Origin of the sequence: Parafrankia sp. FMc2, assembly GCF_041008525.1 — a bacterium.
Taxonomy (GTDB): domain Bacteria; phylum Actinomycetota; class Actinomycetes; order Frankiales; family Frankiaceae; genus Parafrankia.
In genome coordinates, this window is sequence record NZ_JBFLUG010000101.1 from 1 (window position 1) to 18,708 (window position 18,708).

The window sequence follows — 18,708 nt, forward strand, 5'->3', positions numbered from 1 at the left end:
GGGCGGGGCTGCAACGGGCGTCCTGCGCGTCCGGGTGACGCCACGACCGGACACCGGCGCGGCCGCGGCCGGCGCCGACGGGCCCACGGTCACGGTGGCGCTCCGGCTGTACGACGGCGCGGGTGTGCCCGTCGCCGCCGTCGAGGCGCTGCGGCTGCGTCCGATCAGCCCGGAGCAGGTCGGTGCCGCCGCGCGCGGCGGCCTGCGCGAGGACCTCTACCAGGTGCGTTGGGAGCCGGCTCCGGCCACGGCGACCAGCCCCGCATCCCGCCCGGCCGCCGCGCGCTGGGGCTGGGTCGGGCCGTGGGAGGCCCCGTCCGAGGAGGAGCCGGGTGGCATCGCCGCGGCGGTGCGCGCCGCCGGCGTCGAGGTCGTCGGCTACGCCGACCTGGCCGCGCTCGGCGCCGCCGGGTCGGTACCCGAGGTGGTGCTGACCGCGTTCACCGACCAACCGGCCGACCCCGGCCCGGTGGACGCGCGGCGGGCGACCGCCCGCGCCCTGGACCTGCTCACCACCTGGCTGGCCGACGGGCGCCTCGCCGACACGCGGCTGGTCCTGCTCACCCGCGGCGCGATCGCCGCCAGTGCCCCGGCGGACGTTCCGGGCGACGCGCCGGCCGCCGGGGGCGGGGACCTCACGCACGCTCCGTTGTGGGGACTGGTCCGCTCCGCGCAGGCGGAGTACCCCGGCCGGTTCCTGCTGCTGGACGTCGCCGGCGAGGACGCCTCCCCGCCGGCGGTCGCCGCCGCCGTGGCCTGGGCCCTGGCCGCCGACGAACCCGCGCTCGCGGTCCGGGGCGGCGCCGTGCTCGTGCCGAGACTGGCCCGCGTTCCCGTCGCGGACGGTCCGGCTCCCACCAGCCCGACCGACGATGTGGCCGGGGCACACCGGGCGGAAACAGCGGGGTCCGTGATCTCGGCGGGTCGAGGGTCGGGAGCGGGGACGGTGCTCGTCACCGGCGGCACCGGCACCCTCGGCGCCCTGGCCGCCCGTCACCTCGTCACCCATCACGACGTCCGCCATCTGCTGCTGGTCAGCCGGCGCGGGGCGGACGCCCCCGGGGCCGCCGAGCTCATCGCCGAGCTCACCGGCCTCGGCGCCGAGCCCCGCGTCGTCGCCGCCGATCTGACCGACCCCGATGCCACCCGGGCCCTCGTCGACGCCATCCCGGCCGAGCGGCCGCTGACCGCCGTTGTCCACACCGCGGGCGTGCTGCACGACGCCACGCTCTCCGCCCTGACCCCGGACCAGCTCGACACCGTCCTGAAAGCGAAGATCGACACCGCCTGGAACCTGCACGAGGCGACCCGAGAGCAGCCGCTGGCCGCGTTCGTCCTGTACTCGTCGCTGGCCGGCACCGTCGGCACCGCCGGTCAGGCGAACTACGCCGCCGCCAACGCCTACCTCGACGCCCTGGCGCACCACCGTCGCGCGGACGGACATCCCGCCACCAGCCTGGCCTGGGGTCTGTGGGCCACCGGCGACGGCATGGACACGACTCTCACCGCGGCCGAACGATCCCGGATAGCCCGCACCGGGCTTGCCGCCCTCACCCCGGAGCAGGGACTTGCCCTGCTGGACGTCACGCTCACGCTGGACACGCCGGCCCTCGTGCCGGCTCGGCTCGACCTGGCCACCCTGCGCGGGCTGTACCAGCAGGCGCCCGAGGGCGCGGCGGCGCTGCCCGCGCTGCTTCGCGGCCTCGTCCGGGTACCGGCGCGCAGGCGGAGTTCGGCCCCGGCGACGGGCACGGCCGGTTCCACCGCCGGCACCGCCCTGGCCGCCCTGACCGGCCTGACCGGCCTGACCGACGACGAGCGTCGCGCCCGGCTGGAGGTGCTGGTGCGCCACGCTGTCGCGGGCGTGCTCGGGCACGCGGAGCACGCCGCCGTCGAGGTCGACCGGGGGTTCTCCGAGCTCGGGTTCGACTCGCTCACCGCCGTCGAGCTGCGCAACCGGCTCGACGCCGGCACAGGGCTGCGGCTACCCGCGACGCTGATCTTCGACTACCCGACCCCGCGGGCGCTCGTCGAGCACCTGTGGGCGCAGACCGCGCCGACCGCGGGCGGCTCCGGCGGCGGGCTCACCTCGCTCGCCGACCTGGACCGGCTGGAGGCGACGCTGGCCGGCCGCGCCCCCGACGACCAGTGGCGCCGGGACATCACCGCACGCCTGACCGCCCTGCTCGGCACGGTGACCGCGGCCGCGGCCGAGGCCGCCGGGTCGGACCGGCCTCGTGGCGGCGACGGGGCCGACGCCGCGCTGAGCGTGGCGGAGCTGCGCGCGGCAAGCAACGACGACCTCTTCAACCTGATCGACAACGATCTCGGGATCGCCTGACCGGCCCGGATGACCTTCCAAGGGAGCAACGCTGTCATGGCGGACGAGGACAAGCTGCGGGACTACCTGACCCGTGTGGTCGCCGAGCTGGCACAGACCCGCGCGCGGCTGCGCGAGGCGGAGTCCGCCGCGCTCGAACCGATCGCCATCGTCGGGATGGCCTGCCGGTACCCGGGCGGGGTGGAGTCCCCGGCCGACCTGTGGCGGCTGGTAGCCGAGGGGACGGACGCCATCGGCCCGTTCCCGGCCGACCGCGAGTGGGATGTCGACACGCTCTACCACCCGGATCCGGAGCACGCGGGCACCTCCTACGCCCGTGACGGTGGCTTCCTCTACGACGCCGCCGCGTTCGACCCGGCGTTCTTCGGGATCAGCCCGCGCGAGGCGCTGGCCGTCGACCCGCAGCAGCGGCTGCTGCTGGAGGTCGCCTGGGAGACGTTCGAACGGGCCGGGATCGACCCGACGTCGCTGCGCGGCAGCCGCACCGGCGTGTTCGCCGGCGTCATGTACGACGACTACGCGGGACGGCTGCTCGGCGGCATCCCGCCCGAGTTCGAGCCCTACCTGGGGGCCGGCAGTGCGGGCAGTGTCGCGTCCGGCCGGGTGTCCTACACGTTCGGGCTGGAGGGCCCGGCGGTCACCGTCGACACCGCCTGCTCGTCGTCACTGGTCGCCGTGCACCTCGCCGCGCAGGCCCTGCGCCGCGGCGAGTGCACGCTGGCGCTGGCCGGCGGGGTGACGGTGATGGCGACGCCGGGCACCTTCGTGGAGTTCAGCCGGCAGCGCGGCCTGTCACCCGACGGCCGCTGCAAGGCCTTCGCCGACGCCGCCGACGGCACCGGCTGGGGCGAAGGCGCCGGCCTGCTGCTCCTGGAGAAACTCTCCGACGCCCACGCGAACGGCCATCGGGTGCTCGCGGTGGTACGGGGCTCCGCGGTCAACCAGGACGGGGCCTCCAGCCAGCTCACCGCGCCGAACGGGCCGGCCCAGCAGCGGGTCATCCGGGCCGCGCTGGCGGACGCCCGACTGTCGGTGGTGGACGTCGACGCCGTCGAAGCCCACGGCACCGGCACCACCCTCGGCGACCCCATCGAAGCCCAGGCCCTCCTCGCCACCTACGGCCAGAACCGACCCGACAACCAGCCCCTCTACCTCGGCTCCATCAAATCCAACATCGGCCACACCCAGGCCGCCGCCGGCGCCGCCGGCCTCATCAAAATGACCCAGGCCCTCCAGCACGGCGTGCTGCCCGCCACCCTGCACGTCGACCAGCCGAGCAGCCATGTCGACTGGACCACCGGCCACATCCAGCTCCTCACCGAACCCACACCCTGGCCCGACGTCCACCGCCCCCGCCGCGCCGCCGTCTCCTCCTTCGGCATCAGCGGCACCAACGCCCACGTCATCCTCGAACAAGCCCCCGACCAGCCCGAGACCACGCCGGCACCGGCACCGGCACCAGAGCCGGAGCCGGAGCCGGAGCCGACGAGCCTGCCGTGGCTGCTCTCAGCCCGGTCTCGGCCTGCGCTGCGCGCACAGGCGGCCCGTCTCGTCACCGCGCTCGACGCGGGCTCCACCGACGCGGACGCCATCGGCCAGACGCTCGCCACCGGCAGGGCCGTCTTCGCGCACCGGGCCGCGGTCACCGCCACGGGGCCGGACGAGCGACTGGCAGCGCTGCGCGCGCTGACCGCCGACGAGGACGCCGACGGCCTGATCCGCGGGCCGCAGAGCGGGGTCGGTACCGCCCGCCCGCGAGTTGTCCTGGTGTTCCCCGGGCAGGGCGCACAGTGGCCGGGGATGGCCCGCGAGCTGGCCGCGACCAGCCCGGTCTTCGCCGAGCACCTGCGCGCCGCCACCGCCGCGCTGCGCCCGCATCTCGACGTCGACCTGTTCGCCCTGCTCACCGGCCCCACGGCGGCGGGAGAGGCGGGAGCGGCAGGAGCGGCAGGAGCGGCAGGAGCGGCGGACGGAGCCGCGCTGGAGCGGGTGGAGGTCGTCCAGCCGGCGCTTTTCGCGGTCATGGTCGCGCTCGCCGGCCTGTGGCGGCACCTTGGCGTCGCACCGGACGCGGTGCTCGGCCACAGCCAGGGGGAGATCGCCGCGGCCCACGTCGCGGGGGCGTTGAGCCTCGCCGACGCCGCGCGCCTGAGCGCCCTGCGGGCCCGGGCACTCACCCGCCTGGCCGGGCAGGGCGGGATGCTCTCGGTCGCCCTGCCCGTCGAGCAGACCGGCGAGCGCCTGACACCGTACGGCGACGCAGCGCACGTCGCGGCGGTCAACAGTCCGACGTCCACGGTTGTCTCCGGGACCGCGGCGGCACTCGACGCGCTCGCCGCCGACCTCACCCGGGACGGCATCCGGAGCAGGCGCGTCCCCGTCGACTACGCGTCGCACTCGCCGCAGGTCGAGGCGATCGCGGACGAGTTGCGGGCGGCGGTCGGCGGCGCCACCCCACAGCCGGCGTCGGTGCCGTTCCACTCGACTGTCACCGCCGGGCCGGTCGACACCACCGAGCTGGACGCCGACTACTGGTACCGCAACATCCGCGAGCCGGTCCGCTTCCACGAGACCGTCCAGGGGCTGCTGCGGGCCGGCCACCAGGTGTTCCTGGAGGTCAGCCCGCACCCGGTGGTGACGGTCGGCATCATCGAGACGGCCGAAGCCGAGGCCGCGGCCGGCGCCGCCCACGCAGCCGCCACGGTCGCGGTCGGGACGCTGCGCCGGGACGACGGCGGATGGCCCCGGTTCCTGGCCAGCGCGGCGGAGCTGCACACCCACGGCGTCGCGGTCACCTGGGCGGCGGCGCGTCCCGGCACGGCACGGCGTCCCCTGACCGTGGAGCTGCCCACCTACCCGTTCGAACGACGGCGCTTCTGGCTCGACCGGCCCGTCACCGCCGCCGGCGACCCGCTCGACCGGTGGCGCTACCGCGAGGTGTGGCGCCCGCTCGCCGGGCCGACGACCCGCCCACCGGCGCCGCCGGCCGCGGCACGGCCGACCGACCTGACCGGCTCCTGGCTGGTGGTCGCACCGACGGCGCTCGCGGACGGACCGCACGCCCGGTTCGTCACCGCGGCCCTCGTGGCACACGGCGGCCTGGCCCACCTGGTGCCCGTCGACCTGTCGGCCGGCGGCGTCGACACGGCCTGGTTCGCCGACCGGCTCGGAGCTGGCGAGACCGAAGACCTGCGTGGAGTGATCTCGCTGCTGGGTCTCGCGCCCGGCCACCACCCCGCGCACCCGGCGGTGCCCGCGGGCATCGCCGGCACCCTCGCACTCGTCCGGGCACTGGCGGACCACCCGCGTGGTGCACGGCTGTGGGCGGTGACCAGCGGCGCGGTGCGCACCGGCCAGCCGGACGACCCGACGCCGTCGCCGGAGCAGGCGCAGCTGTGGGGGCTCGGCCGCACCGTCGCGCTGGAGCACCCGGAGCTCTGGGCCGGCCTGATCGACCTGCCTCGTCTCACCGCCGAGTCCGCCGAGTCCGCCGAGTCCGCCGGGAGTGCCGGGGGTGCCGGGGACGACGCGGAGCGAGCCGGGTCCGATGTCGCTGAGCCGGCCGAGCTGTTCGCCCGCCTGCTGGCCGGCGGCACCGAGCGAGCCGACGACGCCGACGGCCTCGCCCAGGCCGGCGCCGAGAACACCGAGGACGCCGAGGACCAGGTGGCGTTGCGCTCCGCGGGCGGATTCGCCCGCCGGCTGGTGCGGGCCGGTCAGCTGGCTGCCGCCGCCGGCACCTGGCGCCCGCACGGCACCGTCCTCGTCACCGGCGGAACCGGTGGCATCGGCGCCCACCTGGCCCGCTGGCTCGCCGACAACGGTGCCGAGCATCTGATCCTGACCAGCCGCCGCGGTGCCGCCGCCCCGGGCGCCGCCGAGCTGGTCGCCGAGCTCACCGCCCGGGACGTCACGGCCACGGCCACGGCCACCGAGGCTGCCGATGGCGAGCCGGTCGACACCGGCACGGCCGCGGCCGCCAAGGTGGCCGTGACGGTGCTGGCCGCCGACACGGCCGACCCGGCGGCGGTGGCCGTCCTGCGCACCGCGCTCGACGCGGCCGGCCCGCCGCTGACGGCTGTCTTCCACGCCGCCGGGCTCGCCCAGGAGGCCGCACCGGTGGTGACGATGACGGCGGCCGACTACGCCGAGGTCGTCGCGGCGAAGACCACCGGTGCGGAACTGATCGCCGCGGCCGTCGCCGACCATCCCGTCGAGGCGTTCGTCCTGTTCTCGTCGAACGCCGGTGTGTGGGGCTCCGGCGGGCAGGGCGCCTATGCCGCCGGGAACGCCCACCTCGACCTGCTTGCCCACCGGCTGCGCGGGCAGGGCCGGCCGGCGCTGTCGGTGGCCTGGGGTGCCTGGGCCGACGGCGGCATGCTCTCCCGGCCGGAGACGGCGGAGAACCTCCAGCGGCGCGGGCTGCGGCTGATGGCACCACGGTTGGCGCTGCGTGCCCTCGCCGCCGCGATCGCGGCGGACGAGACCACGCTCAGCATCACCGACATGGACTGGGAGCGGTTCGCACCGGCGTTCACCGCCCGCCGGCCGAGCCCACTGCTCAGCGCGATCGAGGACGTCCGCACCGCGCTCGGCGCCGATCACCCGGGCGGGTCCGGCACCGCGGGCAGCCCGGACAGCCCGGACGGCATCGGGGCCGGCGGGTCGGCCGACGACGCCCCGGCACGGCTGCGGGCCCAGCTGGGGGCGGCCCCGACAACCGCCGACCGCGACTCGGTGCTGCTCGACGTGGTCCGGGCAGCGGTCGCGGCCTCCCTGGGGCATGCCGACCCGGCCCAGCTCGCCGCGGACGTCCCGTTCAGGGACCTGGGGCTTGACTCGCTCACCGCGGTGGAGGTCCGCAACCGGCTGAACGCCGCGACCGGCCTGCGCCTGCCGACGGTGCTCGTCTTCGACCACCCGACCCCGCTCGCCGTGGCGCAACGCCTGCAGACCGAGATCGCCCTGCCGACCGGGCCGGCGGCCGGCGGGCCCGGCGACAGGGACGGCGGCGGCGACCTGGCCGCGGTCCCGGTGCAGCGGCGGGTCGACGAGCTGGAGCGCGTACTCGCCGCGCTGCCCACCGATGATCCCACCGCGCACGCGGCCGTCGACCGGCTGCAGACCCTGCTGTGGAGCTGGACCGAACGCCGCGAGGGCCAGCGAGGCCGGCCGGACGGGCGTCCGGAGACCGCCGGCGCCCTCGACGTGGCGAGCGACGACGAGCTGTTCGCCGTGCTCGACCGAGAACTGGACGAGGACGGGGTCGGCCGGTGACCGGAACACATCCGACGACGAGCGACAGAGGTGGGCAGCTGATGTCCAACGAGGACAAGCTCCGCGACTATCTCCTCCGGGCCACCACCGACCTGCGCCACACCCGTCACCGGCTGTCGGAGGTCGAGGCGCGGGTCCGGGAGCCGATCGCGATCGTCTCGGCGGCCTGCCGCTACCCGGGCGGCGTCCGCTCGGCGGCCGACCTGTGGGAGCTGGTCCGGACCGGAACCGACGCGGTCGCCGGCTTCCCGACCGAGCGCGGCTGGGACCTGGAAGGCCTCTACGATCCCGACCCGGACACGGTCGGCACCTGCTATGCCCGGCAGGGTGCGTTCCTGTACGACGCCGGCGACTTCGACGCGGACTTCTTCTCCGTCCCGCCGCGGGAGGCGCTCGCGACCGACCCGCAGCAGCGGCTGCTGCTGGAGACCGCCTGGGAGGCGCTGGAACGCGCCGGGCTCGACCCGACGTCGCTGCGCGGCAGCAGCACCGGAGTCTTCGCCGGCGTGATCTCGCAGGGCTACCACCCCCGGTCGTTCGCCGACGCCGGCGGCCTCGAGGGTTACCTGCTCACCGGCACGACGACGTCCGTCGCCTCCGGCCGGGTCGCCTACAGCCTCGGTCTGCAGGGTCCGGCGATCACGCTGGACACCGCCTGCTCGTCATCGCTCGTGGCGCTGCACCTGGCCGCGAACGCGCTGCGCCGCGGAGAGTGCGCGCTCGCGCTGGCCGGCGGCGTGACGGTGATGGCCACCCCGGACGCGCTGATCGAGTTCAGCCGGCAGCGCGGGCTCGCCCCGGACGGCCGGGCGAAGGCGTTCGCGGCGGCGGCCGACGGCACGAACTTCGCCGAGGGCGTGGGGCTGGTTGTCCTGGAACGGCTCTCCGACGCGCTCGCGAACGACCATCCCGTGCTGGCCGTCCTGCGTGGGTCGGCGATCAACTCGGACGGGGCGAGCAACGGGCTCACCGCTCCCAACGGCGTCGCCCAGCAGGGCGTCATCCGGGCCGCGCTCGCCGACGCCCGACTGTCCGCCGCCGACGTGGACGTCGTGGAGGCCCACGGCACCGGCACCCGGCTCGGCGACCCGATCGAGGCGGACGCCCTGCTCGCCACCTACGGTGCGGCGCGCCCCGCGGACCGGCCGCTCTACCTGGGCGCGGTCAAGTCGAACATCGGGCACACCCAGGCGGCCGCCGGCATCGCGGGTGTGATCAAGATGGTCGAGGCCCTGCGGCACGGCGAGCTGCCGGCGACACTGCACGTCGACGCGCCCACCTCGCATGTGGACTGGACGGCGGGCGCCGTCCGGCTGCTGACCGAGGCTCGTCCCTGGCCGGAGCTCGACCGGCCGCGGCGGGCCGGTGTCTCCGCGTTCGGCATCAGCGGGACGAACGCCCACGTGATCCTGGAAGAGGCGCCGCGCCGCGCCAGCGCCGATGCCGGCGTCGGCACCGACGGCACCGACGGGCAGTCCGGCCAGACCGGCCAGACCTCCGGTGCCGTGGCACCCGGTGCGCTGGCACCCGCGTTCCTGCTGTCCGCGCGGTCACCGGCGGCGCGGGCCGCGCAGGCCACCGGCCTCGCGTCCTACCTGGCCGCGCACCCCGACGCGGAACTGGCCGCCGTGGCGGCGACGCTGGCGACCGGACGCGCGCACCTCGAGCACCGGGCGGTCGTCGTTGGTGCCCGGCACGGCGAGGTCATCGACCGGCTGCGTGCCCTGGCCGGCGGTACACCCGGGGCGGGCACGGTGACCGGCACCGCGGGCCGCCCGGGCCGGCTGGCGTTCCTGTTCAGCGGTCAGGGAAGCCAGCGCCCCGGCATGGGCCGCGACCTCGCCGCCGTCTTCCCCACCTTCGCCACCGCGTACGACGAGACGATCACCGCGCTCGACACCCACCTCACCCCCGCGACCGCCGCGAGCCCCACCCCCGCGGGCCAGGACGCTGGCAGCCCGCCCAGCCTGCACGCCGTCCTCACCGCCGACCCCGGCACCCACCCCGACCTCGCCGCCCTCGTCCACCAGACCCGCTACACCCAGCCCGCCCTGTTCGCGCTGGAGGTGGCGCTGTACCGCCTCGTCACCTCCCTCGGCGTCCGGCCCGACCACCTCGCCGGCCACTCGCTCGGCGAGATCACCGCCGCCCACCTCGCCGGCGTCCTCACCCTTGACGACGCCGCCCGGCTCGTCACCGCCCGCGCCGCTCTCATGCAGAAACTCCCCGCCGACGGCGCGATGCTCTCCCTGCGCACCGCCGAGGAACAGGCCCTGGAGCTCCTCGCCGGGCACGAGGCCGAGGTCTCCGTCGCCGCGACCAACACCCCGGAGGCCACCGTCCTGTCCGGGTCGGCGGACCGGATCGACCGGATCGAGCAGGACGCCGCGGCACGCGGCATACGCACCCGCCGGCTCACCGTCAGCCACGCCTTCCACTCCCCACGGATGGACGACGTCCTCGACGACTTCGCCGCCGTCGCCGCCACGCTGCGCTACGCCCGGCCGGCCATCCCCCTCGTCTCGAACCTCACCGGCGCGCCGGCCGACCCCGACGACATCGCCACCCCGGGGTACTGGGTGCGGCACATCCGCGGCACCGTCCGCTTCCACCAGGGCGTGCAGGCCCTGCACGGTCTCGGCGTCGACACGTTCCTGGAGATCGGGCCGGACACCACCCTCGCCGCCCTCACCCACGCCACGCTCGGCGCCCTCGACGCCCACGCCCACGCCCACGCCGGCTCCGGCTCCGGCTCCGGCGGTGACGGTGACGGTGCGACGCGAGCGGCGATCGCCGTCCCCGCCCTGCGCCGGGACCGGGCCGAGACGGAGGCATTGCTGGCCGCGCTCGCACAGCTGCACGTTCACGGGCACGCGGTCGGCTGGGACGGGCTGTGGACGCCGCTTCCCCCCGATGCCCGGGCGGAGCTGTTGGCCGAGCTGCCGACCTACCCCTTCCAGCGCCGGACCTTCTGGCTGGGCGGGCAGCCGTCCGCCGGGCCTGGCAGGAGCGCGGGCGCGGGCGACACCGTGGACGGCTGGCGCTACCGCGTCGTCTGGCGTCGGATCGAGCTCCCGCCGGCGGAGGAGGCCGGGGCGGAGGGTGCCCCGCCCACCGACGGCGCCCGCGACGGCACCTGGCTGGTGGTGGTGCCCACAGGCCATGAGGACGACGAGGCGGTCACCCTCGCCCGCGCGGCCCTCGCCAGCCGTCATGACGTCGTCACCCTGCTCGCGGACCCGGTCCGGGCGGACCGCGGCTGGTTCGCCGACCGGCTGCGCGCCCACCTGCCGGCAGCCACGCCGGAGGCCACCAGGCCGGCGGCGGACGGCAGCGGCGCGGGCCGGTCCGGGGTGCTCTCACTGCTCGGGCTCGCCACCGGCCCCCACCCGGTCGAGACCTCCGTGCCGATCGGGGTCGCCGCCACGCTCACGCTGTTCCAGGGCCTGGTCGACGCCACAACGGCCGCCGAGGGCGACCGCGGGGCCGGGACGGCCGGCCCGCCACGGCTGTGGGCGGTGACCCGCGGTGCCGCGGACACCGGCGCGCCGGACGACGACGCGCCGTCGCCGGCTGCCGGTCACCTGTGGGGGCTCGGTCAGGTCATGGGCCTGGAACGCCCCGGGCTGTGGGGCGGCCTGGTCGATCTGCCCGCGGGCGAGGCGGATGCCGCGGCGCTCGCGGCGCTGCTCACCAGCGGATCCGCGGCCGGCGGGCCGGCCACGCGCGCGGACCAGCTCGGGCGCGAGGATCAGGTCGCACTCCGTGCGAGCGGGCTGTTCGCGCGCCGGCTGGTCCCCGCCGCCACCGCCCCAGCCCCGGCCCCGGCCACGGCCCCGGCGCCGGCCCCGGGCGCCGGCGGTGTCTGGCAGCCGCGCGGCACCGTGCTGGTCACCGGCGGTACGGGCGGCACCGGGCGGCACGTCTCCCGCTGGCTCGCCGAACAGGGCGCCGAGCACCTCGTCCTGGCCAGCCGGCGCGGCCCGGACGCGCCCGGAACCAGTGAGCTCGTCGCCGAACTCACGGCACTCGGCGCCCGCGTGACCGTCGCCGCCGTCGACATCGCCGAGCGCAGTGCCGTCGCAACGCTGCTGGAAGGACTCACCGCCGACCCGGCGCCGCTGACCGGGGTCGTGCACACCGCCGGTCTGGCCCAGGAGTACGCGCCGGCTGCCGAGGTCACGCTCGCCGAGCACGCCCGGGTGGTCACCGGCAAGATCTCCGGTGCTGAGCTCCTGGACGAGCTGCTGGCCGACACCGACCTGGACGCCTTCGTCCTCTTCTCGTCCACCGCCGCCGTGCGAGGCAGCACCGGCCAGGCCGCCTATGCCGCCGGCAACGCCCATCTGGACGCGCTGGCCCGCCGCCGCCGCGCAGCCGGGCGGCCGGCCACGTCCATCGCCTGGGGTGCCTGGGCTGACGGCGGGATGATCGACCTGGTCGGCGTCGAGGAGAACCTGCGGTACCACGGGGTCCGCGCGATGCGCCCCCGCCTGGCCCTACGGGCGCTGGGCCGGGCGGTCGGCGACGGCGAGACGAACCTGCTGGTGGCGGACGTGGACTGGGCCCGACTCGCCGCCAGCGACCTGTCCGGACGGCCAAGCCCGCTGCTGGACGAGATCCCGCGGGCGCAGGCCGCCCCCGGCGCGGCCGGTCCGGCCCGGGACAGCGACGGTGCCGAACCGGCGACGGGTGGCCCGGCAGCGGATGATGCCGCGGCGGCCTTCGCCGCGACGCTGGTCGGCCAGGGCGCCGCCGAGGGCGAGCGGACGTTGCGTGACCTGGTCCGCGCGCAGGTCGCCGCCGCGCTCGGGCACGACGACGTCTCGGCCGTCCCGCCGGAGCGCAGCTTCCGCGACCTCGGGCTGGACTCGCTGACCGCCGTCGAGGTCCGCGGCCGCCTCGCGACGGCCACCGGCCTGCAGCTGCCGTCCACCCTCGTGTTCGACCACCCCACGCCGGCCGCCCTCGCCGCCCATCTGCACGCCGAGCTGCTCGCCCTCGTATCCGGGCGGTCAGGCGGCCCCATGGCCGCAGGCGACGTCGCCGACCTGGCGGGGGTGAACCGCGCCCGCGCGAGTGCCCGGCCCGACGGTCACTCCGAGCCGATCGCGGTCCTGGGCATGGCCTGCCGCTATCCGGGCGGGGTGAGCGACCCGGACGAGCTGTGGCGCCTCGTCGTCGCCGGCACCGACGCGATCAGCGAGTTCCCCGCCGACCGGGGCTGGGACCTGGACGCGCTCTACGACCCCGATCTCACCCGCGACGGCACCACCTACGCCCGGCACGGCGGGTTCCTCGAGCGGGCCGGCGACTTCGACGCGGCGTTCTTCGGGATCAACCCGCGGGAGGCGCTGGCCGCCGACCCGCAGCAGCGCCTGCTGCTGGAGACCGCCTGGGAGGCGTTCGAGCAGGCCGGCATCGACCCGACGTCGCTGCACGGCAGCCGCACCGGCGTGTACGTCGGGGTGCTCGCGCAGGAGTACGCCTCCCGGCTGCGCACCGCCCCACCCGGTGTCGAGGGCTACCTGGCCTCCGGGAACTCCCCCTCGGTCGCGTCCGGCCGCATCTCCTACCTGCTCGGCCTGCAGGGCCCGGCGGTCAGCATCGACACCGCCTGCTCGTCCTCGCTGGTGGCACTGCACCTCGCCGTGCAGGCGCTGCGCCGCGGCGAGGTCGACCTGGCGCTGTCCGGCGGGGCCACCGTGATGGCGACGCCGAGCCTGTTCACCGAGTTCAGCCGGCAGCGTGGCCTGTCCCCGGACGGCCGGTGCCGCGCGTTCGCGGCGGCGGCGGACGGCACCGGCTTCGCCGAGGGGGTCGGCGTTCTGGCACTGGCCCGGCTCGACGACGCGCGCCGTTCCGGTTACCCGGTCCTCGCCGTGATCAGCGGCAGTGCCGTCAACCAGGACGGCGCGAGCAACGGGCTGACCGCCCCGAGCGGCCCGGCCCAGCGCCGCGTCATCGAGGCCGCGCTCGCGGACGCCGGCCTGCGTGCCGGCGACGTCGACGCGGTCGAGGCCCACGGCACCGGGACGACTCTCGGCGACCCGATCGAGGCCCAGGCGATCGTCGCGACCTACGGCCGGGACCGACCCGCCGACCGGCCGCTGTACCTCGGGTCGATCAAGTCGAACGTCGGGCACACACAGGCCGCCGCCGGCGTCGGCGGTGTCATCAAGATGGTGCAGGCGCTGCGCCACGGCCTGCTGCCCGCCACGCTGCACGTGGACGCCCCGACCCCGCACGTCGACTGGTCGGCGGGCACGGTGCGTCTGCTCACCGAGCCGGTCGACTGGTCGGCCGCCGACCGGACGCGCCGTGCCGCGGTGTCGTCGTTCGGGATGAGCGGCACCAACGCGCACGTCATCCTGGAGGCCGCGCCCGCGCCGCCCCCGCAGCGGTCGGACCCGGGGCCGGACCCCCTGCCGTGGGTGCTCTCGGCCCGCACACCGGAGGCGCTGCGGGCAGCCGCCCGCCGTCTCCACGCCCACCTGACCAGCGCCGCTCCCGCCGCGGCGGACGTCGCGCGCACACTCGCCACCGGACGGGCCTCCTTCGAGCACCGGGCGGTCGTCATCGGCCCTCCCGGCGGCGACCGGAACGGCCCCAGCCCCAGCCCCGACTCCGACGCAGGCGCCAGCGCCCGAGTCGACGCCGGCGCCAGCGTCGACTCGGGCCGCCCGGGCAATCCGCTTCCCGGGCTCGCCGGGCTCGCCGCGCTGGCCGCCGACCAGCCGCATCCGACGCTGGTGCTCGGCCAGGCAGCGGCGGAACCGGGCCGGACCGTCTTCGTCTTTCCCGGCCAGGGGTCGCAGTGGGCCGGCATGGCGGTACCGCTGCTCGAACGGTCCCCGGTGTTCGCCGAGCACCTCGCCGCCTGCGAGGACGCCCTCGCCCCCCACGTCGACTGGTCGCTGCGCCAGGTGCTGCGCGACCGGTCGGACCTGGACCGGGTGGACGTCGTCCAACCGGCGCTGTGGGCGGTGATGGTCTCGCTCGCCGCGCTGTGGCGGGCGCACGGCGTCGAGCCGGACGCGGTCATCGGCCACTCCCAGGGCGAGATCGCGGCCGCCTGCGTCGCGGGTGGGCTGAGCCTCGAGGACGGCGCCCGTGTCGTCGCACTGCGCAGCCAGGCGATCCGTGACATCGCCGGGCAGGGCGGCATGGCCAGCGTGCCGCTGCCGGCCGACGCGGTCCGGGCCCGTCTCGACGGCACCGGCGGCACCGGCGGTGCGCTGTCGGTGGCGGCGGTGAACGGGCCGGCGTCGACGGTGGTCGCGGGCGACGCGGCGGCCCTGCACGAGCTGGTCCGTCGCTATCGGGAGGAGGGGGTGCGGGCACGGGTGATCCCGGTCGACTACGCCTCCCACTCCGCTCAGATCGAACCGCTGCGGGACCGGCTGCTCGGCCTGCTCGGCCCGATCACGCCACGCGCCGCGGCCGTACCGTTCTTCTCCACCGTCACCGCCGGGTGGTACGACACGACCGGGCTGGACGCCGAGTACTGGTACGCCAACCTGCGCGGCACCGTCCGCCTCGCGGACGCGGTGACAGCGCTGCTGGACGCCGGCCACGACACCTTCGTCGAGATCAGCCCGCATCCGGTGCTCACCGTGCCGATCTCCGAGACCGCCGATGCGCACACCGCCGACCTCCCCGCCGCCGGCATCCCCCCGGCCGACCCGCTCCCGGCCGACAGTGCTGCCAGTGTCCTGCCGGTGCTGGTCACCGGCACCCTGCGCCGCGACGAGGGAGATCTCGACCGCTTCCTGGCCAGCCTCGCCGAACTGCACGTGGCTGGCCGGCAGGTGCGCTGGGACGCGGCGCTCCCGACCCCGGGCCGCCTCATCGGGCTGCCGAGCTATCCGTTCCAGCGCGACCGCTACTGGCTCGAGTCCGCGGATGCCCGGGCCGGGATCGAGGGGGCGGGGCTCGCCGACGCCGGCCACCCGCTGCTCCGCGCGGCGACACCGGTGGCGGGCGGCGCGGTGACACTGTTCACCGGCCGGGTCTCGGCCCGGTCGCACCCGTGGGTCGCCGACCACCGGGTCGCCGGCGCCATCCTGCTGCCGGGTACCGCGTTCGTGGATCTCGCGCTGCACGCCGGCGGGCAGGTCGGCCGGCCGGTGGTCGACGATCTGACCCTGCGCGAACCGCTCGTGCTGCTCGACGACGGCGCCGTCGACCTCCAGGTCGTGGTCACCGACGGCGACACGGGCAGCAGCACACTGTCGGTGTACTCCCGCCCGGCGTCGCCGACCGCCGAGGGCGACGACCCTGACTGGACGCTGCACGCCAGCGCCACGCTCACCGACCAGGCCGCCGGGGGTTCCGCCCCGGCGGCGGGCGCCGGCCTCGCCGGGGCATGGCCGCCACCGGGCACAGAGGCCATCGAGGTCTCGGCGTTCTACGACGGCATGGCCGACCGCGGCTATGACTACGGCCCCGCGTTCCAGGGCCTGCGTGCCGCGTGGACCGACGGTGACGCCGTGTGGGCCGAGCTGGTCCCGCAGGTGGTGGACGGGGGCGGTCCCACGGCGGACAGTTCCCGGTACGCCCTGCACCCGGCGCCGTTCGACGCCGCGCTGCACGCCCTCGCACTGGCCGGCGGCGACGGCGGCCAGGGCGAGCCCACAGACGGCACCGGCGGCGGTCACGGCGACAGCGGCGGTGGCGGCGCTGTGCGGCTGCCGTTCGCCTGGAGTGAGGTGGCGCTGCACCGGGCCGGTGGCTCCGCGGCCAGGGTCCGCGTCTCCCCCGTCCCGGACAGCCCGGACGCGGTGCGGGTGGAGATCGCCGACCCGACCGGCGCCCCGCTGCTCACCGTCGGTTCGCTGGCCCTGCGCCCGATCGAGACGTCCCGCCTCGGCGCCCGCCGCTTCCACGACGCGCTGCACCACGTCGAGTGGACACCGCGCCCGGCGGCGCCCGCGGCCACCGGCGCCGTCCCACAGCGGTGGGCCGTGCTCGGCCCGGATCCGCTGGACCTGCTCGGCGCGCTCACCCGGGCGGGCCTCCCCGCCGAGGCCGCGGCCGACCTCGACGCACTCCGGACGTCCGCCGCACCAGCCCCCGAGATCGTTCTCGTCACCCCGGCGGTGTCCCCGCCGGGCCGGCACGGGGATGCCGATGGGGCGGGCGCCGGCGGTCAGGAGGCGGGCGCCGAGCTGGCGGGGCGGACGAAGGCCGCCACCGAGCGGACCCTGGCGCTGCTGCAGGACTGGCTCGCCGACGGCCAGGGACCAGCCGGGGACCCCAGCACCGCCGACGGCGCGCCGGTCAGCCGCCTCGTCGTCGTGACAGCCGGCGCCGTGCCCGCGGCCGGCGACCACACCCTCACCGACCTGGTCGGCGCCCCGCTGTGGGGCCTGCTGCGCAGCGCCCAGACCGAGAACCCGGACCGGTTCCTGCTCCTGGACGTCGACCCCACCGCGCCGGACGGGGCCGGCCTGGACGGATCCGCGCTCGCCGCGGCCGTCACCGCGGCGCTGGCGGACAGCGAGACGCAACTCGCCCTGCGTGCCGGCACCGCGCTGGTCCCACGTCTGGTCCGGACCCCGGCTGACCCGCCTGCGGGCGCCGGGACGTCGGATCCGCCGACGGGCGGCCCCTCCGCAGTCGGCCCGGCGGCAGTCGGCCCGGCGGGGCGTCTCGCCGCCGGGACGGTGCTGATCTCGGGGGGCACCGGCACGCTGGGCGCGCTCGTCGCCCGGCATCTGGTGGTTGCGCACGGGGCCCGGCGGCTGGTGCTCGTCAGCCGGCGTGGCCCGGCGGCCCCGGGCGCGGCGGAGCTGGCGTCCGAGCTGACCGGGCTCGGCGCGCACGTCGACGTCGTCGCCGACGACCTGACCGACCTGTCCAGCACGCGGGCCCTGATCGCCGCCGCCACGGAGCAGGCACCGCTGACCGCCGTCGTGCACACCGCGGGTGTGCTCGACGACGGCATCCTCAGCGCACTGACACCCGCGCGGCTGGACGCGGTGCTGCGGCCGAAGATCGACGCGGCCTGGAACCTGCACCTCGCCACGCTCGAGGCGCCGGAGCTCGCCGCCTTCGTCCTGTTCTCCTCGACCAGCGGCACCATCGGCACCCCCGGGCAGGCCAGCTACGCCGCCGGGAACACCTTCGTCGACGCACTCGCCCACCAGCGCCGGGCGGCGGGCCGGCCGGCGTCGTCGCTGGCCTGGGGGCTGTGGGGCGAGGCCAGCGGGATGACCGGCCACCTCGGCGACGCCGAGCTGGCCCGGATCCGGCGCACCGGGATCAGGCCGCTGAGCAACGAGCGCGGCCTGGCCCTGCTGGACACCACGCTGACCGTGGACCGGCCGTCGCTGGTCGCCGCGCCGCTGGACACCGCGGCCCTGCGTGCCGCCACGGCCGGTACCGCGGGAGCCGGCAACGAGGTGCCCGCCCTGCTGCGGGCGCTGCTGCGAGCGCGGCCGGGCGCGCCAGCAGCCGACAGGCCCGGGGCGGTGGCGGGAGGGCCCGCGGCTGACGGTGGCTGGGCCGAGCGGCTTACCCGACTGCCGGCAGCCGAGGCGCCGGCCGCGGTGACCGCCCTGGTGCGGGCGACGGTGGCGACCGTGCTCGGCCACCCGGACCCGGACGCCGTCGACGAGGAGACCTCCTTCAAGGAGCTGGGCTTCGACTCGCTCACCGGTGTGGAGCTGCGTAACCGGCTGAGCCAGGCGACCGGGGCCAGGCTGCCCGCCACGCTGGTCTTCGACTACCCGACGGCCCGCGCGCTCGCCGCCTTCCTGCTGGACCGCCTGCGCCCGGACGCGGCGGGCGGCGGCGACGGCGGGTCGGTGCTCGACGAGCTCGACCGGCTCTCCGCCACCCTCACCTCCCTCGCCGGCGAGGGAGATGTGCGGGCGAAGGCGACCAGCCGGCTGCGGGCGCTGCTGTGGTCGCTGGAGGCCGCCGAGGGCCCGGGTTCCCTGCCGGCCGCGGATCCCGCCGACGGCCCTGACGCACCGGCAGACGACGCCGACCGGATCAGCACGGCGACCGCCGACGAGATCCTCGACCTGATCGACAACGAGCTGGGTGTCCTGTGACGACGCCCCTGACCGACCCGGGAGCAG

3 protein-coding genes are annotated in these 18,708 nt (G+C 76.7%); all 3 read left to right on the forward strand.

All coding sequences use genetic code 11. The features are described 5' to 3' along the window. The coding region (locus tag AB1460_RS26420) for a type I polyketide synthase (RefSeq protein WP_368964814.1) at positions 1-2,341 on the forward strand (2,341 nt) is incomplete at its 5' end. Between the two features lie 36 nt (positions 2,342-2,377). Beyond that, positions 2,378-7,618, forward strand: a complete 5,241-nt coding sequence (locus AB1460_RS26425; protein ID WP_368964815.1) for a beta-ketoacyl synthase N-terminal-like domain-containing protein — start codon at positions 2,378-2,380, stop codon at positions 7,616-7,618. A 38-nt stretch (positions 7,619-7,656) separates the two neighbouring features. Continuing rightward, on the forward strand, positions 7,657-18,681 hold the full coding sequence (locus AB1460_RS26430; protein WP_420497372.1) for an SDR family NAD(P)-dependent oxidoreductase: 11,025 nt from the start codon (positions 7,657-7,659) through the stop codon (positions 18,679-18,681). Positions 18,682-18,708 lie beyond the last annotated feature (27 nt).

Coding starts and splice junctions, on each gene's coding strand:
- AB1460_RS26425 (WP_368964815.1), top strand. CDS start 2,378: ATGGCGGACGAGGACAAGCTGCGGGACTACCTGACCCGTGTGGTCGCC.